Here is a 25,093-nt window from a genome sequence, read left to right as displayed (position 1 = left end):
CCTAAAGGGACATACCATCTTAACGACTCACGTTTCCGATACAGGAACTACCGGAATCAATCGATCGATACCGGCGAGTGAGATCGTGCGCATGACGGAACCCTCGACGCCGGTCATCGTCATCTCCGCGTCACGCGCGGAGACCGTCCGATGCAGCCGGACGAACGTGCCGAGCACGCTGGAGTCGATGAACGTGGCAGCCGAGAGATCGATCGTGACGTCCGCCGGCTCACCGTCGGTGAGCATCGCGAACACCGGTTCCCATTCCGCGGACATCGTCAGGTCGACTTCGCCCACCACTACGATCCGGTAACCGAACCGGGAGGGTTCACACCGTATTTGTCCGGCACTGTCCCACCCGGTGGACTCGTCGTTCGCGACCGAAGATCGCCCAGTCACCCCGTGACCTCGGCCGCCGGGGACTCCGTCACCGCCGTGGAGGCGTCCTCGACCGACCGGTACACCGGCAGGGCGCGGGACAGATTGGTGATCGTCAGCAGCCGTACGAGCGCGGGCCGCGCCCCGACCAGCGCCACCGCTCCCGAGTTGTCACGCAAGCGGCGGTGCACCTCCATCAGGACACCCAGCCCGGTGGAGTCCAGAAACGGCACTCCGGACACATCGAGCACCAGGTACTGCTGGCCTGCATCCACCAGGCCCAGCAGCTCGTCCCGCAGCTGCGGCGTGGTGGCCATGTCCACCTCACCGACGATCTCGCAGCGCGCGACACCGTCCACGTGCTCCACACTCACCTGCAACGACACGCGAACCTCCGCCAAGACGACGACCGTCCGGTCGTCCTTATCCAGAAAACGGGGTCAGCAAACCACTCCCCGCCGAGCGGTTACGTTTCGGCCGCCGCGAACGCTTATCGATACGAGGCCGGAAATCGTGGCGAGTCCGCGCATTGTGCCCGGCCGACCCGGTATACCCGGCGCCGACCTATCCTCGGTGACGCCGAATGAAGGAGTTGGGGTGAGCGCAGCCACCTACCCGCCCACGCACGGGCTGAGCGGGCGCCCGGTCGACCCGGCGGATGCCGGTCCGGTCCGGGTCATCCTGGTCGAGGACGACCACGGTGACGCGTTCCTGGTCGAGGAGCTGCTCGCCGGTGCGCGGGTGGCGTTCGAACTCACCTGGGTGCAGAACCTCGCCGACGCCACCTCGGCCCTCGACGCGGGCGTCCGATGCGTGCTGCTCGACCTCAACCTGCCGGACGCCACCGGCATGGAAGGCCTGACGAAGATCCTCGAGCTGGCACCGCAGGCCGCGGTGATCGTGCTCACCGGCCTGGCCGACGAGCACCGAGGAGTCGAGGCGGTCGCGGCCGGCGCCGAGGACTACCTGGTCAAGGGACAGGTCGACGGCGAGCTGCTCGCGCGGGCGATCCGCTTCGCGATCGAGCGCAAGCGCGCCGATTCGGCAGCGCTGCGCCTGCGCGAGGCAGAGATGCTCGCCAGTGAGAACGCGCGCATGGAGCGGGCGCTGCTGCCGACGCCGCTGCTGCACGACGACGACGTCCACTTCGCCCACGCGTACCGACCCGGTCGTCGGATGGCGCTGCTCGGCGGCGACTTCTTCGACGTGATCGAGCGTGACGGCACCGTGTTCGCGCTGATCGGTGACGTCAGCGGCCACGGCCCGGACGAGGCGGCGCTCGGCGTCTGCCTGCGCATCGCGTGGCGGACGCTGGTGCTGTCCGGCGTTTCAGCCGCCGGGATGCTGCCCGTACTCGACATGCTGGTGGTCCGCGAGCGCCACAGCCCGTTCGCGTTCGCGACCGTCTGCATGGTCGTGATCAGCCCCGACCGCGCGTCGGCCGAGATGTACCTGGCGGGGCATCCGTCGCCCATTCTCGTCGGGGAGCCGGGGGTCGTCGCGGAGCCGGGCGTCGAGCAGATGCCGATGGGCCCGCGCGGCCCAGCACTCGGATTCCTCCCCGAAGGGCAGTGGCCCGCCGTGCGGGTGCCGCTGCCGCGGTCGTGGGCGCTGCTGCTGTTCACGGACGGTTTGTTCGAGGCACGCATCGGGAACGGCACGGATCGGCTCGGTGAGGAGGGCCTGGTGGAATTGATCGCCCAGCGGCGTCCCGGCCTACCGGTCGCCGACGGCTGGCCCGGGACCCTGTTGGATGCCGTCGAAGAACGCAACGGCGGTGCGCTGGCGGACGACGCCGCGCTGGTCGTGCTCTCGCACGCCGCCGAGGGAGAGACGCTATGACGCCCCGCAACGGCGAGTGGACGCTCCGGCGGCGCCTGGTTCTGACGTTCATCGTGGTCGGGGTGCTGACCGCGCTCATCGCGGGGCTCACCGCCACCGCGCTGGGCCGGGTCATCAACCGCAACAACGACCTGCTCGACCGGGTCGGACCGGCCCGGCTCTCCGGCTACCAGCTGGAGTCCGCGCTGCTGGACCAGGAGACCGGCGTCCGCGGCTACGTCCTGACGAAGCAAGACACGTTCCTCGAGCCGTACGCCAGCGGCCTGCAGAACCAGCAGCAGCACCTGCGGACCATCCGCGACTCGATTCCGCAGGACGACGGCCTGCAGGATGACCTCGACCGGGTCGACAGCGCGATCAACGCCTGGCGGAGCCAGTACGCCGACCCGGCGATCGCGGCGGCGCGGGCCGGCCGGACGACGGCGACCACCGTCGACGACGAGGGCAAGGCACTGTTCGACGCCGTCCGCAAGGCGATCGCCGCGTTCCAGAACGACCTCACCGACATCCGGAACGGCATCTACGACGACCTGCAGTCGGCGATCAGAACGCTGATCGCGGTGGCGGTGATCGCGCTGGTGGGCGTCCTGATCGCCGGACTCATCCTGTGGCGCGCACTGGGCCGCTGGGTCCTGAAGCCGCTGGAACGTATCGGAGCGGAGACCCAGCAGGTCGTCAGCGGCTCGCTCACCCACAAGGTGACGGTGGACGGGCCGAAGGAGATCACCGCGGTGGCCGCCGACGTCGACGCGATGCGTCACTCGCTGGTGGCGGCGCTGTCCACCGCGGTCGCCGCGCAGGACCGGCTCAAGGAGCAGACCGACCAGCTGGCCGCCCAGACCGCCGACCTGCAGCGCTCGAACACCGAACTCGAGCAGTTCGCGTACGTCGCCTCGCACGACCTCCAGGAGCCGCTGCGCAAGGTCGCGAGCTTCTGCCAGATGTTGTCCCGGAGGTACTCCGGCGAGCTCGACGAGCGGGGTCAGCAGTACATCGACTTCGCTGTCGACGGCGCCAAACGCATGCAGCGGCTGATCAACGACCTACTGGCGTTCTCCCGGGTCGGCCGCACCACCGGTGAGTTCGAGGACGTCGCGCTGGACAACGTGCTCGACCGGGCGCTCACCAGCCTCGGCAGCACGATCGAGGAGAGCGACGCCGACGTCCAGACCGACGTCCTGCCGCACGTCAACGGCAACGCGATCCTGCTCACCCAGGTGTTCCAGAACCTGATCGGCAACGCGATCAAGTTCCACGGCATGGCGTCACCGCGGGTGCGTATCACCGTCGAGCAGAAGGACGACACGTTCGAGTTCGCCTGCAGCGACAACGGCATCGGCATCGAGCCGCAGTACGCCGAGCGCGTCTTCGTGATCTTCCAGCGTCTGCACGGCAAGGAGCAGTACGACGGCACCGGCATCGGGCTGGCCATGGTGCGCAAGATCATCGAGCACCACGGCGGCCGGATCTGGCTCGACACCGATGCGGCGTCCGGAGGGGGAACGACTTTCCGCTGGACCCTGCCGGTACCGTCGGAGCTCGAGGCCGCGACGAGCGGGGTGGGCGCGGCACGAATGGAGAGCAACGCGTGACAGAGCCGCTACCCATCGAAGTCCTGCTCGTCGAGGACGATCCGGGCGACGTCCTGATGACCAAGGAAGCGTTCGAGGACCACAAGCTGCGCAACTCGCTGCACGTGGTGAACAACGGCGTCGACGCGCTGCTCTTCCTCCGCAAGGAGGGTGAGTTCGAAGGCGTGCCGACGCCCGACCTCGTGCTGCTGGACCTCAACCTGCCGCGGATGGACGGCCGGGAGGTGCTCGCGGAGATCAAGGCCGACGAGGTGCTCCGCCGGATCCCGGTGGTGGTGCTGACCACCTCCGAGGCCGAAGAGGACGTCCTGCGCAGCTACAACCTGCACGCGAACGCCTACGTGACCAAGCCCGTGGACTTCGAGCAGTTCGTCAGCGTCGTCCGCCAGGTCGACGACTTCTTCCTAACAGTCGTCCGCCTCCCACCTTTGTGAGCGGCCCGTTCAGAACGACGCTGCCGAGCGGGCGGAAGGACTTGAGTATCAGTTATACGCGGCGCCCTTCCGCCCGGTCGGCAGCGTCGCCCTGAACGGGCTCCAGGTCAGAACGTCGAAAGTGCCCCTCCCGCGCTTTGCGGGAGGGGCACTTTCGACTTGTCAGACTCCTACGGGCTGGCTCGGAACCTTCGCGGGCTCTTCCTCGTCCTCGGCGATGCTGATCGGGCGGCGGCGGGACACGACGACCGCCCCGACGATGACCGCGGTCGCGACGAGCGCGATCGCGATACGGACGCCGACGTTCTCGTCCGCACCGACCGACAGCGTGACGACGGCGGGCGCGACGATCAGCGAGACCAGGTTCATGACCTTGATCAGCGGGTTGATCGCCGGGCCGGCGGTGTCCTTGAACGGGTCACCGACCGTGTCACCGATCACCGTGGCGTCGTGCGCAGCAGAACCCTTGCCGCCGAACGCACCGTCCTCGACCATCTTCTTCGCGTTGTCCCAGGCACCACCGGAGTTGGCCAGGAACACCGCCATCAGCGTGCCGGTTGCGATCGCACCGGCCAGGTAGGCGCCCAGCGGTCCGACACCGAGCCCGAACCCGACCGCCACCGGCGCGAGCACCGCCAGTAGACCCGGCGTCGCCAGCTCGCGCAGCGAGTCCTTCGTGCAGATGTCGACGACCTTGCCGTACTCCGGCTTGCCGGTGCCCTCCATGATCCCGGGGATCTCCCGGAACTGACGCCGGACCTCGAACACGATGGCGCCGGCTGCCCGGGTCACCGCGTTGATCGCCAGGCCGGAGAACAGGAACACGACCGACGCACCGATGATCAGCCCGACGAGGTTCTTCGGGTCGGCCACGTCGAGCACGCCCGCGTAGACCCCGGTGATCTCCTCGCCGGCGTCGGCCGCCGCGGTGCGCACCGCGTCGGTGAACGAACCGAACAGCGCGGTCGCCGCGAGCACGGCGGTCGCGATCGCGATGCCCTTGGTGATCGCCTTCGTGGTGTTGCCGACGGCGTCCAGGTCGGTGAGGATCCGGGCGCCTGCCTCGTCGATGTCGCCGGACATCTCGGCGATGCCCTGCGCGTTGTCCGAGATCGGGCCGAACGTGTCCATGGCGACGATGACGCCGACCGTGGTGAGCAGGCCGGTACCGGCCAGCGCCACCGCGAACAGCGAGATCACGGTGACGCCACCGCCGAGCAGGTACGCCCCGAAGACGCCGGCGCTGATCACCAGAGCGGTGTAGACGGCCGACTCGAGCCCGACCGTGATGCCCGAGAGAACGACGGTGGCCGGGCCGGTGAGCGCGGTCTTGCCGATGTCGCGGACCGGACGGCTGCCGACCGCGGTGAAGTAGCCGGTGAGCAGCTGGATGGCCGCCGCCAGCACGATGCCGATGAGCACTGCCACGACCGCGATCAGGCGCGGGTCGCCGTCGTGTGCGGCGATCGCCTCGCTGACGCCGCTGAAGTCGGCGAACGACGAGGGCAGGTACAGGAACGCCGCGATCGAGCACAGCACGGCCGAGATCAGCGCGGAGATGAAGAACGCCCGGTTGATCGCGGTCATCCCGCTCTTGTCACTCTCGCGGAGGCGGGTGATGAAGACGCCGATGATCGCGGTGACGACACCGATCGCCGGGACGATCAGCGGGAAGACCAGGCCCTCCTCGCCGAACGCGACCCGGCCGAGGATGAGCGACGCGACCAGCGTGACCGCGTACGACTCGAACAGGTCGGCCGCCATACCGGCGCAGTCACCGACGTTGTCGCCCACGTTGTCGGCGATCGTCGCGGCGTTGCGCGGGTCGTCCTCGGGGATGCCCTGCTCGACCTTGCCGACGAGGTCGGCGCCGACGTCGGCGGCCTTGGTGAAGATGCCGCCGCCGACCCGCATGAACATCGCGAGCAGCGCCGCACCGAAGCCGAAGCCCTCGAGCACGGTCGGCGCGTCGCCCTTGTAGATCAGGACGACGACCGCGGCGCCGAGCAGGCCCAGGCCGACAGTGAAGAAGCCGACGACGCCGCCGGTGCGGAAGGCGATCCGCACCGCGACGGGCGCGCCGCCCTTTTCGCGGGCCGCCGCGGCGACACGGACGTTCGCCCGGGTGGCCAGCCACATGCCGATGTAGCCGATGAACGCCGAGAACAGCGCACCGACGATGAAGAAGACCGAGCGGCCGATCCTCACTCCCAGGTCGTCGCCCGGAACCGGGAGGACGAACAGGAGGATCACGGCGACGACGACAAAGATGCCGAGCGTTTTGAACTGGCGGGCCAGGTACGCCGAGGCCCCTTCTTGAACCGCCGCGGCGATTTCTTGCATCTTCGCCGTGCCTTGGCCGGCGGAGAGCACCGCACGCACGAGGGCGGCGGCTACGCCAAGAGCGACTAGGGCGATAGCAGCGGTAATCACCACGTAAGTGATGTTGTCGCCACTGATGTTCACGCCCTCGCCGCCGATGGCGAGGATTGGCGGTTCCATTGCGTCCTCCAGAGACCTGCGCTGAGGGCCCGGCAGTAACGAACAGGGATGGGGGATCTCTCCGCCGGGATTGGGGGAGTGTAGGTGACGTTGACCACAGGTGGCATCGCGACCTGCGGTGCGAGATGAGTCACATTGACCGTGACCGGCATTAACGCCGCGAAGGCCAGTCTGTCGGAATCGATCCGGTTCGCTCGTATCCGTTCACGCAACGTAGGCGTGACCCGTAGCACGCGAGCGCAATGCGCCCTCTGAGCCCTGTGCGCCGCAAGTGACTCCTGCGTGCTATCGCACCCAACGTCCGCAATAAGAGATTGCTGTCAGAGCGCCGCCAGGCGCGAGCTCTTCGTCTGAACCTGGAGCCCGCTGAGGGCGGCGCTCAGCGGGCCGCGCTCTCCCAGGTCATGCGGACGACCGTGCCATCGCGGTCGGTCGCCGGGGTGACGGTCACGTCGTCCACCAGGCCGGTCAGGAGCGCCAGGCCGACACCGGCGGCGACTTCCTCCTCGGACTCGGTCTCCGCGAACGCGGGACCGGCGACGAACGGGCTGGTCACCGCGAGGTCGGCGTGCAGCGCCTGATCGGCGGGCGCGGAATCGCGCACCACCACCTCGAACCGCGGCCCGTCGGTGAACTCGACTTCGACCAGCTCGGATCGTTTGTGCGAAACGTGCAGGCCGACCGCACGGGAACAGGCTTCACCGACGGCGAGCCTGATTTCGTCCAGGATCTCCTCGGCCACACCGGCGTTACGCGCCGTCGCCACCGCGACCAGGCGCGCCGTACGGACGTGCGCGGGGGTCGGGGAGAAGGCCAACCTCACGGTGCGCATCAACCGGCCGCAACCGCCTCATCCACCGATGCATGGATGGTGAACACCTTTTCCAGGCCCGTGACGTTGAAGATCTTCAGGATCTTGGGCTGGGACGAGACCAGCTCGACCGAGCCCCCGACCGCCCGCGCCCGCTTCAACGCACCGACCAGGACGCCGAGTCCGGTCGAGTCGAGGAAGTCCACCCGCTCCATGTCCACGACGATCTGGGCGAACCCGGCGTCGGCGAGGCGGATCAGCTCCGCACGGAGCTGCGGCGCGGTGTAGACGTCGATCTCACCGCCGACCGCGAGGACCGTGTGGCGTCCCACGGTCCGGGTCGTCAACGACAGCTCCACGAAGACCCCTCCAGGATGCCCAAGGCCAGCTCGGTGCTGATTCAACCACGCCTCACACCGTCATTATCCAATTACGAAGAGTGCTAAATGGGCGTTGGGCGCGTTCGTACATACGTGGCACAGTTCTTGCGTGTCCCCCCAGCTGTCCGCCGAGACCACTCCCGCGCTCTGGTTGCAGCGCATTCGGCGGGGCCGCACGGCCGATCCTGTCACCCACGTCGAGCATCTGCCCGCGCGGTCGGCCGTCCACGTGGACTGGCCGTCCTGGACGCCACAGTCGCTTCGCGACGCCTACGCGGTGCGCGGCGTGTCGCGGCCATGGGCGCACCAGGTCGAGGCCGCGGAGGCCGCGCACGCCGGTGAGTCGGTGGTGGTCGCGACCGGCACCGCGTCCGGGAAGTCGCTGGCCTACCAGCTGCCGACGCTGACGGCGCTGCTGGCCGACGATCGGGCGACGGCGCTGTACCTGTCGCCCACGAAGGCGCTGGCCGCCGACCAGCTGCGCGGGCTCTTGGACTTCGGCAGCGGCATCCGCCCCGCGCTCTACGACGGTGACACCGTCGACTCCGAGCGCGAGTGGGTCCGCGCGCACAGCCGTCTGGTGCTCACCAACCCCGACATGCTGCACCGCGGGATCCTCCCCCGGCACGAGGCGTGGGCGTCGTTCCTCCGGCGGTTGCGGTACGTGGTCGTCGACGAGTGCCACGCCTACCGCGGCGTGTTCGGCTCGCACGTGGCGCACGTCCTGCGTCGGTTGCGGCGGGTGTGCGCGCGGTACCGGTCGGCCCCGGTGTTCGTCCTGGCCTCCGCGACGGTGGCCGATCCGGGCACGTCGGCGTTCTCGCTCGTGGGCATGCCGGTGCGGGCGGTGACCGATGACGGTTCGCCGCGCGGCGCGACGACGTTCGCGCTCTGGGAGCCGCCCGTCTCGCCGCTGGTGGGTGAGCGGGGCGTGCCGACCCGGCGGTCCGCGACGGCCGAGGCCGCTGACCTGCTGGCCGACCTGGTCGCGGAAGGTGCCCGGACGCTGGCGTTCGTCCGTTCCCGGCGGGGCGCGGAGGCCGTGGCGCTGGGGGCCAAGCGAGCGCTGGCCGAGGCCGTGCCCGAGCTGGTCGAGCAGGTGGCCGCGTACCGCGCCGGCTACCTGGCCGACGACCGGCGCGAACTGGAGAACGCGCTGCGCTCCGGCGCGCTGCTCGGCCTGGCGTCGACGAACGCGCTGGAGCTGGGCGTCGACGTGACGGGGCTGGACGCCGTCGTGCTCACCGGCTACCCGGGACGCATCGCGTCGCTCTGGCAGCAGGCCGGTCGGGCCGGGCGCGGCAGCCGGGACGCGCTCGCGGTGCTGGTGGCCCGAGACGACCCGCTCGACAGCTACCTCGTGCACCACCCGCGTGCGGTGTTCGGACGGCCGGTCGAGGCGACCGTGCTCGACCCCTCGAACCCCTACGTGCTGGGTCCGCAGCTGGCGTGCGCGGCGGCCGAGCTGCCGCTGACCGAGGCCGACCTGCCGCTGTTCGGCGGCGACGCGGCCCGCTTCGCGCTGGACGGCCTGGTGGCCGCCGGGGTGCTGCGGCGGCGCCCGGCTGGTTGGTACTGGACTTCCCGTGGCCGTCCGGACGCGGATCTGCGCGGCACGGGCGGGGAGCCGGTCTCGATCGTCGAGGCCTCGACCGGGCGGCTGCTCGGCACGGTGGACGCCGGCTCGGCGCCGTCGAGCGTCCACACGGGGGCCGTGCACCTGCACCGCGGCGAGACGTTCGTCGTCGAAGAATTGGATTTGGACGACCTGGTGGCGCTGGTGCGCCGGGCGGAACCGGACTGGTACACCCAGTCGCAGGACGTCACGGACCTCTCCGTGGTGTCGGAGGAAGACCGGATCGAAGCCGCCGGTGTGCAGCTGTGCTTCGGCACCGTCGACGTCACCAACCAGGTGGTGTCTTTCCAGCGCAAGCGCATCCTCTCCGGCGAGGTGCTCGACGAGCAGCCGCTCGACCTGCCGCCGCAGCAGCTGCGTACGCGGGCGGTCTGGTACACGTTCGACGACTCGGTATTGGCCCACGCCGACCTGGATCTTCTCGACGTCGGCGGGGCCGCGCACGCCGCCGAACACGCGGCGATCGGGCTGCTGCCGCTCGTGGCCAGCTGTGACCGGTGGGACATCGGTGGCCTGTCGACCGCGTCCCATCAGGACACGGGCCTGGCGACCGTGTTCGTGTACGACGGTCACCCCGGTGGTGCGGGGTTCGCGGAACGGGGGTTCGAGGCGGCCGTCGAGTGGCTCACGGCCACCCGGGACGCGATCGCCGGCTGCGAATGTGCGACCGGATGCCCCTCGTGCGTGTACTCGCCGAAATGCGGCAACGGCAACGATCCGCTGGACAAAGCGGGTGCTGTCAGGTTGCTGACAGCAGTAGTCGACCGCGTGCGGCGCGCCGAGCCCCGACAGAGTACGTTTGGCCTCCAGGTCGGGGGGTCACACCCTCGGTGACCGACGGGTCGGTTGCCGCGGGGACCGGGCTGATTCGGAGAGGACGCGGACCATGGTTCTGCTGGGGCTGCTGCTCGCCGCAGTGGCGATCGCCCTCGGGGTGGGGCTGGCATTGCAGCCGGGTGACACAGCCAATGTCCACTTCTTCGGTCTGAACATCCCGAACCTCAACGGTCGGACGCTGATCCTGATCGGGATCGCGATCGGGATCCTGTTCATGGTCGGCGTCTCGCTCATCCGGTGGGGCTTCGCGATCGCGCGGCGTCGGCGCCGGGAGCGGAAGGCCGCCAAGCGTGCCCTGGCGGACGCCCAGCGCGATCCGGCCCAGCACGACCCGGCCGAGGACGCCCGGCCCCGCCAGGAGCCCGAGCCCGACCACGAGGCCGCGCGTCGGGAAGAGCTCGCCGCGTGGGAGCGGGCCGAAGCACAGCGTCGGGAAGAGGCGGCACGGCAGGAAGACGCCGCGCTGCGGGCGCGCGCCGAGGGCCACCAGCCCGACCCGTACCCACCGGCGTCGCCCGACGCGTACCCGGGACAGGGCCACCGGCCGCCGGAGCCGTACCGCGGGGACAACTCCCCCACCGACGCCTACCCGACGATGGGTGAGCACAAGACCGAGGAGTACCCCACCGTCGATCCGTACCGCGACGAGCCGCCGCGCTCGACCGGAACGGTGTACCAGTCCGGCGGTCACTCGTATCCCGACAACGACCCGTACGGGAACAACCCCCAGCACCCCGGGCAGCGTCCGTACTAGAGATAGTGTCAGTCGAGTGGCGCACGAGATCGATCAGCGTTTCCTCGCCCTGCCCCGCGCGGTGCTCGCCGACGCCGCCCTACAGCGGGCCCGTGACCTCGGTGCGAGTCATGCGGACTTCCGCCTCGAACGGCTGCGTTCGCAGGGGCTGTCGCTGCGCGACGGCCGCCTCGAAGGCAGCCACGACGGAGAAGACGTCGGGTTCGCCGTCCGCGTGGTCCACGACGGCGCCTGGGGCTTCGCCGCCGGCGTCGATCTGACCGTCGACGCGGTCGTCGCGGCGGCTTCGACCGCGGTGCAGGTGGCGAAGGTCAGCGCCCGGATGAGCACCGAGCGGGTCGAACTGGCCGACGAACCGGTCTACCGGGACGTCCAGTGGGTCTCCTCGTATCTCGTCAACCCCTTCGACGTGCCGGAGACCGAGAAGGTCGCGCTGCTGGCGGAGTACTCCCAGCGCCTCCTGGAGGCAGCAGGCATCAGCCACGTCACCGCCGGGCTCTCCCAGGTGCTCGAAGGCAAGTTCTACGCCGACACCGCCGGCACGGTCGTGACGCAGCAGCGCGTCCGGATCAACCCGAGCATCCAGGCGCTGTCGGTGGACGCCGAGAGCGGCCGGTTCGAGACGATGGACAGCATCGCCCCACCCGCCGGCCGGGGCTGGGAGTACCTCACCGGAACCGGGTGGGACTGGGACACCGAGCTGGCTTCGTTGCCTTCCCTGCTGGCAGCGAAGATGGCCGCGCGGAGCGTCGAGCCTGGCCGCTACGACCTGGTCGTCGACCCCTCGAACCTGTGGCTGACGATCCACGAGTCGATCGGCCACGCCACCGAGCTCGACCGCGCGCTCGGCTACGAAGCCAACTACGCGGGTACGTCGTTCGCCACGCCCGACAAGATCGGGACGCTGCGGTACGGCTCCGACGTCCTGAACGTCACCGGTGACCGCACCGTCGAGCACGGCCTGGCGACGGTCGGCTGGGACGACGAGGGCGTGGCCGGGCAGTCGTGGGACATCGTCCGCACCGGCACCCTGGTGGGTTACCAGCTGGACCGTCGGATGGCGGCGCTGCTCGGTTCCCAGCTCGGGGTGTCCCGCTCGAACGGGTGCGCGTTCGCCGACTCGCCGGGACATGTGCCGATCCAGCGGATGGCGAACGTGTCGCTGGCTCCCGGGTCGTCGGACGTCTCCACCGCGGATCTGATCGCGGGGGTCGAGCGCGGGATCTACGTGGTCGGCGACAAGTCCTGGTCGATCGACATGCAGCGCTACAACTTCCAGTTCACCGGCCAGCGCTTCTTCGAGATCCGCAACGGCCGCCTGGCGGGGCAGCTGCGTGACGTCGCTTACCAGAGCAACACGCTGGACTTCTGGGGCTCGATGGAGGCCGTCGGCGGCCCGTCGACCTGGGTTCTCGGCGGAGCGTTCAACTGCGGCAAGGCTCAGCCGGGTCAGGTCGCGCCCGTGTCGCACGGCTGCCCGAGCGCGCTGTTCCGGGACGTCTCGATCCTCAACACGGTGCAGGAGGGCGGGCGATGACCACGGCTCAGGATCTCGTCGAACAGGCATTGGCGCTCTCCAAGAGCGACGGGTGCATCGTCATCGCCGGTGAGTCGACCAGCGCGAATCTGCGGTGGGCGACGAACACGCTGACGACGAACGGCGTGATGCGGTCGCGGTCGATCACCGTGATCTCGACGGTGGGCGTGGGCACCGGGGTGGCGAGCGGCGCGGTGTCGCGGACGTCGGTTTCGTCGGACGAGCTGGAGGCTCTGGTTCGGGCGGCGGAGGAGACCGCGCGGGGTAACGGCGCGGCGGACGACGCGCAGGACCTCGTATCCGGGGGCACCTCTCCGGACTGGGATCTCGCTCCTGAAGAAACCTCGATCGACGTGTTCTCGTCGATCGCACCGGCGCTCGGCGAGGCGTTCGGCGCCGCGCGCGGGGCCGACCGGCTGCTCTACGGGTTCGTGGAGCACGAGGTCGACACCTATTACCTGGGCACCTCGACCGGGCTGCGGCTGCGTCACGTCCAGCCGCAGGGGCACATCGGGATCACGGGCAAGATCGGCTCGGACCTGAGCCGCTCGGCGTGGGTCGGCCAGGCGACGCGGGACTTCTCGGACGTGTCGATCGCGTCGCTGGACGCTGCACTCGCGCAGCGGTTGGCGTGGTCCGCGCGGCGGATCGACCTGGAGCCTGGGCGGTACGACACGGTGCTGCCGCCGACTGCGGTGGCCGACCTGATGATCTACGCGTACTGGAACATGAGCGCCCGCTCGGCTCACGAGGGGCGCACTGTGTTCTCCCGGCCGGGTGGCGGAACCCGCGTGGGTGAGCGTCTGACGCCGCACCCGGTGACGCTGCGCTCGGACCCCTCTCTTCCCGGACTGCAGTCGGCACCGTTCGTCCTGGCCCACGCGTCGTCGGGCACGAGCAGCGTGTTCGACAACGGCTTGCCGCTCGAGCCGACGGACTGGATCCGGGACGGCTCGCTCACCGCGCTCATGCAGACCCGGCGCTCCGCGGAGATCACCGGGCTTCCGGTGACGCCGATGGTCGGGAACTTGGTGATGGAGGTCGGTGGGGCGTCGAGTGGGCTCGACGACCTGGTCGCCGGTGTGGACCGTGGACTGTTGCTGACGTGTCTCTGGTACATCCGCGAGGTGGATCCGCAGACGCTGCTGCTGACCGGGTTGACCAGGGACGGGGTGTACCTCGTGGAGGGTGGCGAGGTGGTCGGTGCGGTGAACAACTTCCGGTTCAACGAATCGCCGGTGGACCTGTTGTCGAGGTTCACGGGTGCCTCGACGACGGGGCCAGCGTTCTCGCGGGAGTGGGGAGACTACTTCCACCGGACCGCGATGCCGGCGTTGCGGGTGCCGGACTTCAACATGAGCAGCGTTTCGCCGGCGTCATGAGCGATCTCGACGTCGTGCGTGCCTCGATGGCGGCATACCGGGCGCAGGATCTTGCTGCAGCTTCGGCGTTGTTGGCCGAGGACTACGTGTTCACGAGTCCGCAGGACGACCAGATCGACAAGGCCGCGTTCCTGGAGCGGTGCTTCCCGACCGCGGATCGGTTCTCGGAGCAGGAGATCGTGCATCTCGTGGACCTCGGGGGTGGCGAGGTGTTCCTGCTGTACGAGTACGTGATCGAGAGCGGCCGCTACCGCAACGCGGAGGTCTCCCGCGTGCGGGACGGAAAGCTGGTAGAAACCCAGGTCTACTTCGGCGGCCGAGTAGACACCTGACCCCTACCGAGCCGTGCGCGCCCCAGCCGCCCCCACGGACGCGCGGACACAGGCGCCTGCCACGGACGGCCGCACGGACGCGGCGCGGCGCGGCGCGGACGCGGCGCGGCGCGGCGCGGCGCGGACGCGGCGCGGCGCGGCGCAGGGGCGCGGGCGCGCGCGGCGGCGGTGGATCAGGGGGTTTGGGCGGGTGGGATGGTTGGGCCTGCTCGGGCGGTGGCTGTGGCTTGGCCGATGAGGGCGGCTGGGCCGGTTGGTGTGACCGCGGTGGTGACCGTGACGTCGGTGGCGGTCGTCGCGCAGGCGATGAGTGTCGCGCCGTTCGCCGCCGCGATTGCGCGGGCCCGGTCGCAGGCTGCCGCCGCGCCTTCCGCGGTGTGCAGCGCGCCGGAGAGCGCGGCCATGTCGGCCGCGAGCCCGGCACGATGGCGGGCGACGGCGGCCGAGCCAACGCTCTGAAATCCGAGCCCGACCATCAACAACGCCAACCCCACTCCGAGCCCCAACACCGACGCACTCCCCCACGCACTCGCACCCGTTCGCCGCAGCCACCCGAAACGGACCGCAGCCATCGCACGCTGCCACGCGAGACGGGTCACGGTGGGGGGCCGGGCTCGGGTTCGGCTACGGCGGTAGCGGCGACCCGGCCGGGCCAGGCGCGGCCGATCGACGGCAGCGGCGCGGAGACGGTGACCCGAACGAGGCCGTCCTCGCGCGACACCAGAACGGTCGCGCCCGAGGGGGCGACCCGCCGACCGATCTCCACCGCACCCGGATCACCGCGCGACGCTGCGCGGGCGGCCTCCCGCGCAGCGTCGACGCACCGGAGATGAGCGGTGGTAGCGGCCAGAACGGTGAGCCCAGCAGTCAACAACAGCACCACCACCGGCAGCACCGCCGCCAACTCCGCGGTCACCGATCCGCGCGCTACCCCTTCAGCGCCTTCGTGAGGATCGCGCTCAACGCCGTCTGCACCGCCGGCGACGTCACCACTTTGAGCAGAACGCCGGCGAACGCCACCGCGGCGATGGTCCCCACGGCGTACTCGGCCGTGCTCATCCCGGCCTCCCCCACCAGCCGGAGCCGCCGGATCGCGCCCCGAACCCCGCGTGCGGTCGATCCCTGCCCCATCGGCATCTCCTCTCGTCGGCCGGGCCGTTCCCGGCAACCCTTCGTCGGCGTCCGTCGCACCCCGGCCACCATGCTCACGTGAGCAGGTCATCGAGTACTCCGAGCACGATCGGCACCACGCCGACCAGGACGAACGCCGGTAAAAAGCAGAATCCGAGCGGCAGCACCACCCACACGGACGCCCGGTGCGCTGCCGCCTCCGCTCGCGCCTCGCGGCCCTCGCGAAGGTCAGCAGCGCACCGACCACAGGCGGCGGCCAACGCGGCACCGCTGTCGGCCGCGCGTACCGCCGCAGGGACGAACCCGTCGGCGCCGGGGACGTCGTCCAGCGCACGCCACCCGGCTTCCCCTGCCACCCCGAGGCGCAGCGACCGGCCGACGAGCGCCAACCGTTCCCCCAGCGGGCCACCGATCGCTGCACCGACCAGGGCCACCGCACGGTCGAGCGGCGCGCCCGACTTCAGCACTGCGGCGAGCAGATCCACCGCGTACGGCAACTCGGCAGCCGCGGCCTCGCGCTCCCGTCCGACCGCCGGCGACGGCAACCGCCGCACGACCCGCTGCACTGCCACCCCGGCGACCACACCCGCCCCCAGCCCCCACCACCCCCCAACCACCACCGCCACAGCCATCCCCACCAACCCAGGCAGCCCCCACCCCATCCACCGACCACCCCCACCAGCCCGCGACAGGCCCGACCCACTCCCGTCGCTCCCGTCACGACCGCCTGCCAGGAGCCCGCCTCCATCGCGTCCGGCCCGACCCATGGCGGGGCCGGAAGCATGGGACGGGGAGTTGCTCGGCGGGGTCCGGCGGCGGCTCAGGGCGCTCCAGAAGCCTGGTGCCGGGGCCGAGGCCAGGCGGGTCAGGCGTCGGCGGGCGGTGGGGCGGAGAGCGATCAGGGTGGCCGCGAGGAGCAGTATGCCGACGGCCAGCGGGAGGCCGCTCACGTCGGCACCACGCGGCTCAGGCGACGCGCCAGCGTGAACCCGATCAGGTGCAGCGTCACCGCCGCGGCGGCGCACGCGGCACCGACCGGCGTCCGGGTGAGCACCGCTACCGGCGCGGCGCCGAGCAGTTGCCCGATACCGAGCCCGAGCACGGGCAGCCCGGCGACCAACCGAGCGGTCGTACGCGCGGAGGCGGTGTGCACCGCCGCCCGCTCGCTCAACCGCCGGAGCCGCCGCAGTTCGACGTCCAGTTGTCCGACGACGTCGGCCAACGGAATGCCGCAGTCGGTGAGCGTCCACGCGGCGGCGAGCCGACGGAACGCGGGCTCGAGCGGACCCGGGATCGCCCGCAGCAATACGGGCACGTCACCGGACGGATGCCGCACCACCGCGATCCGTGCGGCGGCCAGCGCGGTCGCGACCGGCGCGGTGACCGGCCCGTCCTCCACCGCGACGATCGCCGCGTGCAAAGCAGCGGACGGCGTCCGGCCGGCGCGGAGATCGTCCGCCAGCCCGGCGAGCGCCACCGCCCCGAGCGCCCGCACCGCGTCGTCGGCCCGGGCCTCCGCACGCCGACGCCACGCCTGCCGGCCAGCGAGGCCGTAGGCCAGCAGCGCACCGGCGACGACCGGCCCCGCGACCATCACGACCAACACCGCGACGACCACGATCACCGGCGCCACGAGACGCACCCGCCACCGTGTCGACACCACGGGCCGACGGCCCGCACCCAACAACCGCGCCACCGGCAACCCGTCGGACACCGCAGCAGGCCGCGCCACCACCCGCAGCCGCCCACGCACCCCACCGGGCACCGCCAACACCCCGGCAGCCACCACCAAGACCGAAGCCGCGACAACCGACACCACCCCGGTCACCGCCGGCCCCCCACCACACCGAGCAGAACCCGCAGAGCGGCTTGCCCCGGCACCTCCCCGCCGTCGTGCCGCCACGCCGGCAGTACGCGCACCCGGCCATCGGGTCCAACCCGGAACACACCGATCTCGGTGACCACCCGCAACACGGGCCGCGCCCGCCGGACGACGTGAAACACCACGTGCACCGCATCTGCCAGCTGCGCGTGCACCGCGTCCCGGCTCAGACCGCCGAGAAGCCCCAGTGCCTCGATCCGCGTAGGCACCGCGTCGGGGGTGTTCGCATGAAGCGTCCCGGCACCCCCGTCGTGCCCGGTGTTGAGCGCGGCGAGCAACTCGACGATTTCCGCCCCGCGGCACTCGCCGAGAACGATCCGGTCCGGACGCATCCGGAGCGCCTCTCGAACGAGCGTGCGCACCGGGATCTCCCCCGCTCCCTCAGCGTTGGCCGGACGAGCCTCCAACGAGACGACGTGCGGGTGCACCGGCCGCAACTCCGCCGCGTCCTCGACGATCACCAGCCGCTCGTCACCGCGCACCTCACCGAGCAGCGCTGACAAGAGCGTCGTCTTGCCACTCCCCGTCCCACCGCTGACCAGGAACGCGAGCCGCGCGGCCAGCACCGCCCGCGCGATCGCCGCCGATTCCGGCGTAAGCGTCCCCGCCGCTACCAGGTCGTCCACCGTGAAGCCCTGCGGCCGGAACGTCCGCAGCGACAGGTGAACGGTGCTGGCCGCCACCGGCGGAAGAGCGGCATGGATCCGGGTCCCGTCGGGCAGCTTCGCGTCACAGAACGGCGAGGCGTCGTCCAACCGGCGCCCGCACGCCGCAGCGAGCCGCTGCGCCAGCCGACGCACGGCCGTGTCGTCGCCCAGATCGCACTGCACCCGCTGGAGACCGGCACCGCGGTCGACCCAGACCTCCTGCGGACCGTTCACCAGGACGTCGGTAACGTTCGGCTCGGCCAGCAGCGCGGTCAGCGGACCGGCTCCCACGAGTTCGGCGTGCAGCCGCGCGGTGAGCGTGAACAGCGTGCGGTCCCCGATCGGCGAGCCGTACTCCGCCCGCACCGCGGTAGCCACGGCGGCCGGCGTCGGAGGATGGCCGAGCGTGATCAGCCGGCTGCGTACGCGCTCGGCGAGCGCGTCGGTATCGCTCATTTGGTCGCCTCGAGATTCGCGAGGAAGCTCCGGCAGAAGCTCGCCAACGGCCCCCGCCCGGATCCCGCCGGTATGTCGCCGCGCTCGAGCGCACCGGCCAGGCGAGGCTCGGCCCGGAGCACACCCGCCAACGGCAACTCCAGCGCGGTTGCGAGATCGGCCGACCGCAGCCCCGCCGGAGCCGGGCCTCGGACGACGCACGAGAGCTGGGCGCAGTGCGGACGCACCGCCCGGACTACCCGCGACGCCGCCGCACAGGCACGCACCTCGGCCGGCACGACCAGCAGCGTCACGTCGGCGGCTTGCAACACGCGCACTGCCGCGTCGTCGGGGCGACGCGGCAGGTCGACCACGAGCAGATCGGAACAGCGACGCCCCGCGTCCAGTGCAGCGTCCGCCGCCTCGGGCGGCACCGCGAGGATGTCGCCGCGGTCCCACGACAGCACGCTGAGCTCACCGACGCGAGGCAACGCGTCGTGCAACGCGGGCGGACTCACCCGGCCGGCCGTACCGACGAGATCCGGCCACCGCAGGCCACCGGCACCCTCGCGGCCGAGCAGCAAATCCAGGCCGCCGCCCAGCGGGTCGGCGTCCACCAGCATCGTCCGTGATCCGCTCCGCGCCGCGGTGACGGCCAGGGCCGCCGACAGAACGCTCGCACCCGCACCGCCGCGCCCGCCGACGACCGCGACCACCCGGCCGGCGCAGCGCGGCCCGCTGACCGCTTCGGTGAGGCGGTCGACGAGCCACGCCTCCGCCGTGGGAAGAAATACGACGTGTTCCGCTCCCAGATCGGACGCGATCCGCCAGATGGCCGGATCGTCGGGACGGATCCGCCGTTCGTCAGCGGCCAGAACGACGGCGGGCCGGTAGGGCAGGCGCGCCGAGACGTATTCGGCGACGACATCCGTACCGACGACGACGAGCGGCGCATCGATCCACAACGGACGGGCGCCGACCGGGTCGACCGGGACCTCGACGTCGGCACCCGCTGCGGCAGCGAGGCGCAGCAGGACGTCGCTCAGTTCCGGGTCTCGAACGCAGACGAGAGGGCGCGCCTCGGGCGGCGGCATGTCTTCCTCCGGCGGGTGGGTCGCGATATCGACCCGATCACCGTCGCGGATCCCAGCGCCGCCGAAGCGGTTCTCCACAGGCAGCCGACGCCACCCCGCAGCCCGTGGACAACGTGTTGGGCGCGCACATCCCGTGCTATCGCGCGCATTCCGAAGAGTGGATATTTACCGACCGGATACAGAAGTGAGAACTATCGAGAAATGTCGCACCCGAGAGCGACTCCGAACCGTTTCAGAATCGGTCCGACAAAAAAGGGGACGGTCACCGCCGGGGGGGTGGGCGGTGACCGTCCGGGGTCCGGCTCCGGGGGGGCCGAGCCGAACCCGCCCAGATGACCGCGGGGGGGGTGCGGTCAACCGGGCCGTCAAGAAAATTTTGGGGCAGCCGAGACTGTAAGTGTAATCCCCCTCCGCACACTCGGCCCAGAACCCAATACATTGTCTAGCAACTGACCGCTCGTCTGCAACCGAGTGGGTGCAGAAAGAAGATCCGTAAGTATTTTCTTAGACCGACGCGGTTGTCTACGTACCCGCCCACACCTGCCGGAAACACGCTCCGACGCCGGCAGGGTCCTACACTCCGACCCATGAGCGTGAGCGCCAACGCAGGCGACGAGCGGCCGGCCGAGCAACTGCCGACAGTGGACGGCGACGCGGATCCCGTGGCCCCCGGCGCCCCCAGCACAGTCACACCGGCCCGCACGCGTAGCGCCGCCTTCTTCGACCTCGACAAGACAGTGATCGCCAAGTCCAGTGCGCTCGCCTTCGGCAAGCCGTTCTACCAGGGCGGATTGATCACTCGCCGGGCGATGCTGCGAAGCGCCTACGCGCAGCTGCTGTTCCAGCGCGCCGGTGCCGACGAGGCGCAGATGGCGCGCATCCGCGACTCGGTGACCGCGATGATCACCGGGTGGAACGTCAGTCAGGTCCGCCAGATCGTCGCGGAAACGCTGCACGAACTGATCGAGCCGACGATTTACGCCGAAGCGGCCGCACTGATCGGTGAGCACCGCACGGCCGGTCGGGACGTCGTGATCGTGAGCACGTCCGGCGAAGAGGTCGTCGCACCGATCGGGGCGCTGCTCGGCGTCGACCGAGTGGTCGCCACGCGGATGGCAGTCGCCGACGGCCATTACACCGGCGAGATCGAGTATTACGCGGCCGGCCCGGCGAAAGCGGCAGCGATTCGTGAGCTCGCCGCGAGCGAGGGGTACGACCTCGCCGACTGCTACGCCTACTCCGACTCCATCAGCGACGTACCGATGCTGGAGACCGTCGGCCACCCTTTTGCCGTCAACCCCGACCGCGGTCTGCGCAAGGCGGCGGTCGAGCACGACTGGCCGGTGCTGGTGTTCCGCCGCCCGGTCACGCTGCCCACCCGTTTCGTTCGGCCGTCGACGCCCGTCCTGGCAACCGCCGCGGTCGGCTTCGGCGTCGGCGCGGCCGCGCTGGCCGGCATGGTCTGGTACGGACGTCACCGTGGACGGAACGGGTCAGCGAAGTTAGCGAACGCGTAATCCCGACAAACCGGAGTATGAACGTACTGCTCGAGCCCCCTTCCGTGGGCAGCGGAACGGGCGTAGAAAGAGGTCACGGGCTCCGCCCGAACGGCACATCCGACGGACGAAGCTCGTGCACAGCTCCGGGTACCCACGCGCGACCAGCCGCGCGAGGCGCGTCGAGGCGGGTTCGACGGGATCCGCGCTCGTCGATACAGGTGCACGCTTGGTAGCCCGGAACTCCTGTGCGTGACGGCGCCTCCTACGGGAGGCGCCGTTCCATGTTTCCCCAACCACTAGGCTGCGGCCCAGCGTCGAGGGGAGCACCACGATGGATTCGCGCGACCGGCTCCGCGGCTCCGGCCCGCCGCCGACCGCCCAGAACCGCGGCCGAAATCCCGGCCAGAACTTAGGCCACGCCACCTGGCACGGCCCCGCCTTCCAGTCCGACGGCCCCTCCTGGCCCCCGCCGGACGTCGACGACGTCCCCGCTCCGCACCCGCCGACGTACGACACCAGCGCGGCCCCGCCGCCGATCTACGGCGGTGCACCGGCGTTTCTGCCCAACCACCCGACGGCGGAACCCCCGCCGGAACACGTCACCGAGGCGATCCCGACCCGCCCTCCGACCGCGCGCGGCACCGCGCGCCCGGGACGCCGCAGCGGTCCCACGGTGACGCTCGGCGACGTCCTCACGATCCTGGGCGGTGCCCTGCTCCTCATGTTCTCGGCGCTGCCGTTCGTCTCCTACACCGACGAACGGTTCGTGGCCGTCGAAAATCGGCAGGACCTGGCGACGTCCTGGACGGCGTGGGCGCCCAACACGTTTCTGGCGCCGCTGAGCTGGGTGGCGATACTCGCAGCGGTATCGGTCGCCGTGCTCGGTGTACTCAGGGTGCGCGGCCGCGGCCACCATCCACTGTTCGAGCAGGCACAAGTGCAGCTCTCCGTGCTGAGCGTCCTGATCCTGTTCTCGTTCGCGGTGTCGGCGAAGACCGTCCTGTTCGGCGACGACAGCCCTCAGCTCACCGAAGCCGGCGTGATGGTCGACTCGACGCTGTCGCTGAGCATCGGCGGCTACCTGATGCTGCTCGCCGCGCTGACCCAGCTCGCCGGAACCGTTTGGATCGCCCGCCGCAAGCCCTAACTCATCGCCTCGCAGATCGCGAAACCCTCGTCCGCCCCGAGTGCGACCGCCGCGCAGTAGTGCTTCAACCAGGATCGGACGCCGTCCGCGGTACCGGTCGCGTACGCGTTGGTGGCACCGATGTACTCCGGTTCCCGCGCCAGATGTCCGGCTTCGGGCACCGAGACCGCCTTCGGGTCGAGCCCCTTGGCGATCAGGGTCAAGCGGGCCGCCGCCCGGGCCACCAACCCACCGGGGCCGTCGAACGGCGCCAGCGCCATCAACTCACCGTGCACCACCGCGGCCAAAACGACCGCTGGCGCCTCGGTTGCTCTCGTCAACAGATCGCTCAACGCGGACAATCGTGCCGCGACCTCCGGATCGGTACGGGGACGGCCGAGCGCCTCGGCGGGCAGGACGTCACGCGCCGCGAGAACGTGCAGGCGCGCAAGGACCTGCAGCGGCGCCTTGTTCCAGGTGTCGACCAACGAGCCGAGCGCCCCGGCGACGCGCAGCGAGCCTTGGACGACCGGGTCGGTGACCGCACCGGCGCGGATCGATTCCAGGTCGTAACGCGCGCCCTCGAGCGCGGCCGAGGCGTGGGCACCGCGGAGCGCGGCTTCGACGCTCACCGGCCCGGAGCTCCGACGCAGGATCTGGTGACCGAAGAGCTGGTCGATCTGCTTGCGGGCCTCGGCGGCCGCATCGGCCACATCCGGCAGGTCGAGCAACGGCGCGAGGGGATCCGGCACGGTTAGAACCGTACGACAGCGTGCCATCGACCGCCGACAGAACACCGCTCAACGCCGGAACCCCTGCCCACATACTGTGCCGCAACGTTCGCGGCACTACGTTTGAGTCTGGCGACGGCTCACCGAGGAGGTCCCGCACATGACCGATGAACCCACAGAGGCCACCCTCTCGAATCTGCTCCGCGAGGAGCGCACGTTCCCGCCGTCGGCCGACTTCGCCGAGCAGGCCAACGTCAAGGCCGACGCGTACGAGAAGGCCCAGAACGACCGCATCGGTTTCTGGGAGGACGCAGCAAAGCGGCTCGACTGGTCCGAGCCCTGGCACACCGCCCTCGAGTGGAACGCGCCGTTCGCGAAGTGGTTCGTCGGCGGGAAGCTGAACGTCGCCTACAACTGCGTCGACCGGCACGTGGAAGCCGGCAACGGCGACCGGGTCGCGATCCACTGGGAAGGCGAACCGGGCGACACCCGCACGATCACGTACAGCGATCTCCAAAAAGAGGTCTCCAAGGCCGCCAACGCGCTCACCGAACTCGGAGTCCGCGCCGGCGACCGCGTCATGATCTATCTGCCGATGATCCCGGAGGCCGCGATCGCGATGCTCGCCTGCGCCCGGCTGGGCGCGGCGCACAGCGTCGTCTTCGGTGGTTTCTCCGCCGACAGCCTCCGCAACCGGATCGACGACGCCCAGGCGAAGATCGTCATCACCGCCGATGGCGGTTACCGGCGCGGTAAGCCGTCCGCGCTCAAGCCGGCCGCCGACGAGGCGATCGCCGGCACCGCCGTCGAGAAGGTGCTCGTCGTCAGGCGCACCGAGGAAGACGTGCCGTGGACCGAGGGGCGCGACGTCTGGTGGCACGACGTCGTCGACCGCCAGCCCGACACCCACGAGCACACGACCTTCGACGCCGAGAACCCCCTGTTCATTCTCTACACCTCGGGTACGACGGCGAAGCCCAAGGGCATCCTGCACACCAGCGGTGGCTACCTCACCCAGGCGAGTTACACCCACCACGCGGTCTTCGACCTCAAGCCCGAAACCGACATCTACTGGTGCGCCGCCGACATCGGCTGGGTCACCGGCCACAGCTACATCGTCTACGGGCCGCTCTCCAACGGCGTCACGCAGGTGATGTACGAGGGCACTCCGGACACCCCGCACCAGGGCCGCTTCTGGGAGATCATCCAGAAGTACAAGGTGACGATCCTGTACACCGCGCCCACCACGATCCGCACGTTCATGAAGTGGGGCGCCGACATCCCGGCGAAGTTCGACCTCTCGAGCCTGCGCCTGCTCGGCTCCGTGGGCGAGCCGATCAACCCCGAAGCCTGGATCTGGTACCGCCACCACATCGGCGGCGACAACGCCCCGATCGTGGACACCTGGTGGCAGACCGAGACCGGCGCGATCATGGTCTCCCCACTCCCCGGCGTCACCGCGACCAAGCCCGGGTCCGCCCAGCGAGCCCTCCCCGGCATCTCCGCGGACGTCGTCGACGAAAGCGGGAAGCCGGTGCCCGACGGCGGCGGCGGATACCTGGTGCTCACCGAGCCGTGGCCGTCGATGCTGCGCGGCATCTGGGGCGACGACGAACGCTTCAAGGACACGTACTGGTCGCGCTACGCCGATCAGGGCTACTACTTCGCCGGTGACGGGGCGAAGAAGGACGACGACGGCGACCTCTGGCTGCTCGGCCGCGTCGACGACGTCATGAACGTGTCCGGCCACCGCATCTCCACCACCGAGGTGGAGTCGGCGCTGGTCAGCCACCCGTCCGTGGCCGAGGCCGCAGTGGTGGGCGCCACCGACCCGACCACCGGCCAGGGCATCGTCGCGTTCGTGATCCTGCGCGGCGAGGCCAAGGAGGGCACCGACACGGCGGCCGAGTTGCGTCAGCACGTGGCCCGCGAGATCGGCCCGATCGCGAAGCCGCGTCAGATCCTGGTGGTTCCCGAGCTGCCCAAGACCCGGTCCGGCAAGATCATGCGGCGCCTGCTGCGTGACGTCGCCGAGAACCGCTCCCTGGGCGACGTCACCACGCTCGCGGACCCGACCGTGATGAACCTGATCAGCCAGGGCCTCACCGGCGGCAAGGAAGACTGACCCCGG

The 25,093-nt window shown here is 70.4% G+C and carries 24 protein-coding genes; 11 read left to right on the top strand and 13 right to left on the bottom strand.

All coding sequences use genetic code 11. The annotated features are described in order from the left end of the window. Positions 1–27: 27 nt before the first annotated feature. Positions 28–300 carry an STAS domain-containing protein gene (locus tag ACGFY5_RS01145; RefSeq protein ID WP_392715985.1) on the bottom strand — a complete coding sequence of 91 codons (273 nt, stop codon included), beginning with the start codon at positions 298–300 and terminating at the stop codon, positions 28–30. Positions 301–395: 95 nt separating this feature from the next. After that, positions 396–764, bottom strand: coding sequence for an STAS domain-containing protein (locus ACGFY5_RS01140; protein ID WP_392715983.1), 369 nt, complete (start codon positions 762–764; stop codon positions 396–398). Positions 765–975: 211 nt separating this feature from the next. Between ACGFY5_RS01140 and ACGFY5_RS01135 the strand changes: the two genes are divergently transcribed. Genes ACGFY5_RS01135 through ACGFY5_RS01125 form a run of 3 tightly spaced genes read left to right on the top strand, consistent with a single transcriptional unit; the run spans position 976 to position 4,246 of the window. Beyond that, on the top strand, positions 976–2,220 hold the full coding sequence (locus tag ACGFY5_RS01135) for a PP2C family protein-serine/threonine phosphatase (protein WP_392715981.1): 1,245 nt from the start codon (positions 976–978) through the stop codon (positions 2,218–2,220). Further along, on the top strand, positions 2,217–3,812 hold the full coding sequence (locus tag ACGFY5_RS01130; protein WP_392715979.1) for a CHASE3 domain-containing protein: 1,596 nt from the start codon (positions 2,217–2,219) through the stop codon (positions 3,810–3,812). Before ACGFY5_RS01135 ends, ACGFY5_RS01130 begins: the two co-directional genes overlap by 4 nt. A 56-nt stretch (positions 3,813–3,868) precedes the next feature. Continuing rightward, entirely contained in the window at positions 3,869–4,246 is a 378-nt protein-coding gene (locus ACGFY5_RS01125; protein ID WP_392718591.1) for a response regulator, read from the top strand. A gap of 162 nt (positions 4,247–4,408) precedes the next feature. Here ACGFY5_RS01125 and ACGFY5_RS01120 read toward each other — a convergent pair whose 3' ends face one another. The 3 genes from ACGFY5_RS01120 to ACGFY5_RS01110 all read right to left on the bottom strand — a co-directional run bounded on the left by ACGFY5_RS01120 (position 4,409) and on the right by ACGFY5_RS01110 (position 7,918). Then, on the bottom strand, positions 4,409–6,748 hold the full coding sequence (locus ACGFY5_RS01120) for a sodium-translocating pyrophosphatase (RefSeq protein WP_392715977.1): 2,340 nt from the start codon (positions 6,746–6,748) through the stop codon (positions 4,409–4,411). Between the two features lie 379 nt (positions 6,749–7,127). Then, positions 7,128–7,580, bottom strand: a complete 453-nt coding sequence (locus ACGFY5_RS01115; RefSeq protein WP_392715975.1) for an ATP-binding protein — start codon at positions 7,578–7,580, stop codon at positions 7,128–7,130. Continuing rightward, the gene (locus ACGFY5_RS01110) at positions 7,580–7,918 is read right to left on the bottom strand and encodes an STAS domain-containing protein (RefSeq protein ID WP_392715973.1); all 339 of its coding nucleotides are present in this window, start codon (positions 7,916–7,918) and stop codon (positions 7,580–7,582) included. The genes ACGFY5_RS01115 and ACGFY5_RS01110 overlap by 1 nt, the downstream gene beginning before the upstream one ends. Positions 7,919–8,048: 130 nt before the next feature. Between ACGFY5_RS01110 and ACGFY5_RS01105 the strand changes: the two genes are divergently transcribed. The 5 genes from ACGFY5_RS01105 to ACGFY5_RS01085 are packed head-to-tail and all read left to right on the top strand — an operon-like array spanning position 8,049 to position 14,417. Continuing rightward, positions 8,049–10,409 (top strand): DEAD/DEAH box helicase, encoded by a 2,361-nt coding sequence (locus ACGFY5_RS01105; protein ID WP_392715971.1) that lies wholly within the window; start codon positions 8,049–8,051, stop codon positions 10,407–10,409. Positions 10,410–10,461: 52 nt separating this feature from the next. Then, a complete protein-coding gene (locus ACGFY5_RS01100) occupies positions 10,462–11,166 on the top strand; it encodes a hypothetical protein (RefSeq protein WP_392715969.1) in 705 nt (234 codons plus the stop codon). Positions 11,167–11,182: 16 nt separating this feature from the next. Further along, a complete protein-coding gene (locus ACGFY5_RS01095) occupies positions 11,183–12,703 on the top strand; it encodes a TldD/PmbA family protein (protein ID WP_392715967.1) in 1,521 nt (506 codons plus the stop codon). Then, the gene (locus tag ACGFY5_RS01090; protein ID WP_392715965.1) at positions 12,700–14,085 is read left to right on the top strand and encodes a metallopeptidase TldD-related protein; all 1,386 of its coding nucleotides are present in this window, start codon (positions 12,700–12,702) and stop codon (positions 14,083–14,085) included. The genes ACGFY5_RS01095 and ACGFY5_RS01090 overlap by 4 nt, the downstream gene beginning before the upstream one ends. Next, a complete protein-coding gene (locus tag ACGFY5_RS01085; protein WP_392715963.1) occupies positions 14,082–14,417 on the top strand; it encodes a DUF4440 domain-containing protein in 336 nt (111 codons plus the stop codon). Before ACGFY5_RS01090 ends, ACGFY5_RS01085 begins: the two co-directional genes overlap by 4 nt. Positions 14,418–14,590: 173 nt before the next feature. Here ACGFY5_RS01085 and ACGFY5_RS01080 read toward each other — a convergent pair whose 3' ends face one another. The 7 genes from ACGFY5_RS01080 to ssd all read right to left on the bottom strand — a co-directional run bounded on the left by ACGFY5_RS01080 (position 14,591) and on the right by ssd (position 19,606). Beyond that, positions 14,591–14,926 (bottom strand): Rv3654c family TadE-like protein, encoded by a 336-nt coding sequence (locus ACGFY5_RS01080; RefSeq protein ID WP_392715960.1) that lies wholly within the window; start codon positions 14,924–14,926, stop codon positions 14,591–14,593. Between the two features lie 86 nt (positions 14,927–15,012). Continuing rightward, the gene (locus ACGFY5_RS01075) at positions 15,013–15,333 is read right to left on the bottom strand and encodes a TadE family type IV pilus minor pilin (protein ID WP_392715958.1); all 321 of its coding nucleotides are present in this window, start codon (positions 15,331–15,333) and stop codon (positions 15,013–15,015) included. A gap of 11 nt (positions 15,334–15,344) precedes the next feature. Then, positions 15,345–15,548: a DUF4244 domain-containing protein gene (locus ACGFY5_RS01070; protein ID WP_392715956.1), complete on the bottom strand. Its 204-nt coding sequence runs from the start codon at positions 15,546–15,548 to the stop codon at positions 15,345–15,347. Positions 15,549–15,622: 74 nt separating this feature from the next. After that, the gene (locus tag ACGFY5_RS01065; protein ID WP_392715954.1) at positions 15,623–16,498 is read right to left on the bottom strand and encodes a type II secretion system F family protein; all 876 of its coding nucleotides are present in this window, start codon (positions 16,496–16,498) and stop codon (positions 15,623–15,625) included. Further along, complete coding sequence (locus ACGFY5_RS01060) at positions 16,495–17,376, bottom strand: hypothetical protein (protein WP_392715951.1); 882 nt, start codon at positions 17,374–17,376, stop codon at positions 16,495–16,497. Before ACGFY5_RS01060 ends, ACGFY5_RS01065 begins: the two co-directional genes overlap by 4 nt. Beyond that, positions 17,373–18,533, bottom strand: a complete 1,161-nt coding sequence (locus ACGFY5_RS01055) for a TadA family conjugal transfer-associated ATPase (RefSeq protein ID WP_392715949.1) — start codon at positions 18,531–18,533, stop codon at positions 17,373–17,375. Before ACGFY5_RS01055 ends, ACGFY5_RS01060 begins: the two co-directional genes overlap by 4 nt. After that, positions 18,530–19,606, bottom strand: coding sequence for a septum site-determining protein Ssd (gene ssd / locus ACGFY5_RS01050; protein ID WP_392718589.1), 1,077 nt, complete (start codon positions 19,604–19,606; stop codon positions 18,530–18,532). The genes ACGFY5_RS01055 and ssd overlap by 4 nt, the downstream gene beginning before the upstream one ends. Positions 19,607–20,193: 587 nt before the next feature. Here ssd and ACGFY5_RS01045 point away from each other — a divergent pair. Together ACGFY5_RS01045 and ACGFY5_RS01040 are read left to right on the top strand one after the other, a co-directional pair. After that, positions 20,194–21,123 carry an HAD family hydrolase gene (locus ACGFY5_RS01045; protein WP_392715947.1) on the top strand — a complete coding sequence of 310 codons (930 nt, stop codon included), beginning with the start codon at positions 20,194–20,196 and terminating at the stop codon, positions 21,121–21,123. A 313-nt stretch (positions 21,124–21,436) separates the two neighbouring features. Continuing rightward, positions 21,437–22,252 (top strand): hypothetical protein, encoded by an 816-nt coding sequence (locus tag ACGFY5_RS01040; RefSeq protein ID WP_392715945.1) that lies wholly within the window; start codon positions 21,437–21,439, stop codon positions 22,250–22,252. On the opposite strand, the gene ACGFY5_RS01035 is transcribed toward ACGFY5_RS01040, so the two are convergent. Beyond that, the gene (locus ACGFY5_RS01035; protein WP_392715943.1) at positions 22,249–22,983 is read right to left on the bottom strand and encodes an oxidoreductase; all 735 of its coding nucleotides are present in this window, start codon (positions 22,981–22,983) and stop codon (positions 22,249–22,251) included. The genes ACGFY5_RS01040 and ACGFY5_RS01035 overlap by 4 nt on opposite strands. A gap of 139 nt (positions 22,984–23,122) precedes the next feature. Between ACGFY5_RS01035 and acs the strand changes: the two genes are divergently transcribed. Continuing rightward, the gene (gene acs / locus ACGFY5_RS01030) at positions 23,123–25,087 is read left to right on the top strand and encodes an acetate--CoA ligase (RefSeq protein ID WP_392715941.1); all 1,965 of its coding nucleotides are present in this window, start codon (positions 23,123–23,125) and stop codon (positions 25,085–25,087) included. Positions 25,088–25,093: the final 6 nt, after the last annotated feature.

This window comes from Cryptosporangium sp. NPDC048952 (assembly GCF_043197895.1).
Lineage (GTDB): Bacteria > Actinomycetota > Actinomycetes > Mycobacteriales > Cryptosporangiaceae > Cryptosporangium.
Note: the sequence above shows the minus strand (reverse complement) of the source record. Positions and strands in the feature narration are given on the sequence as shown.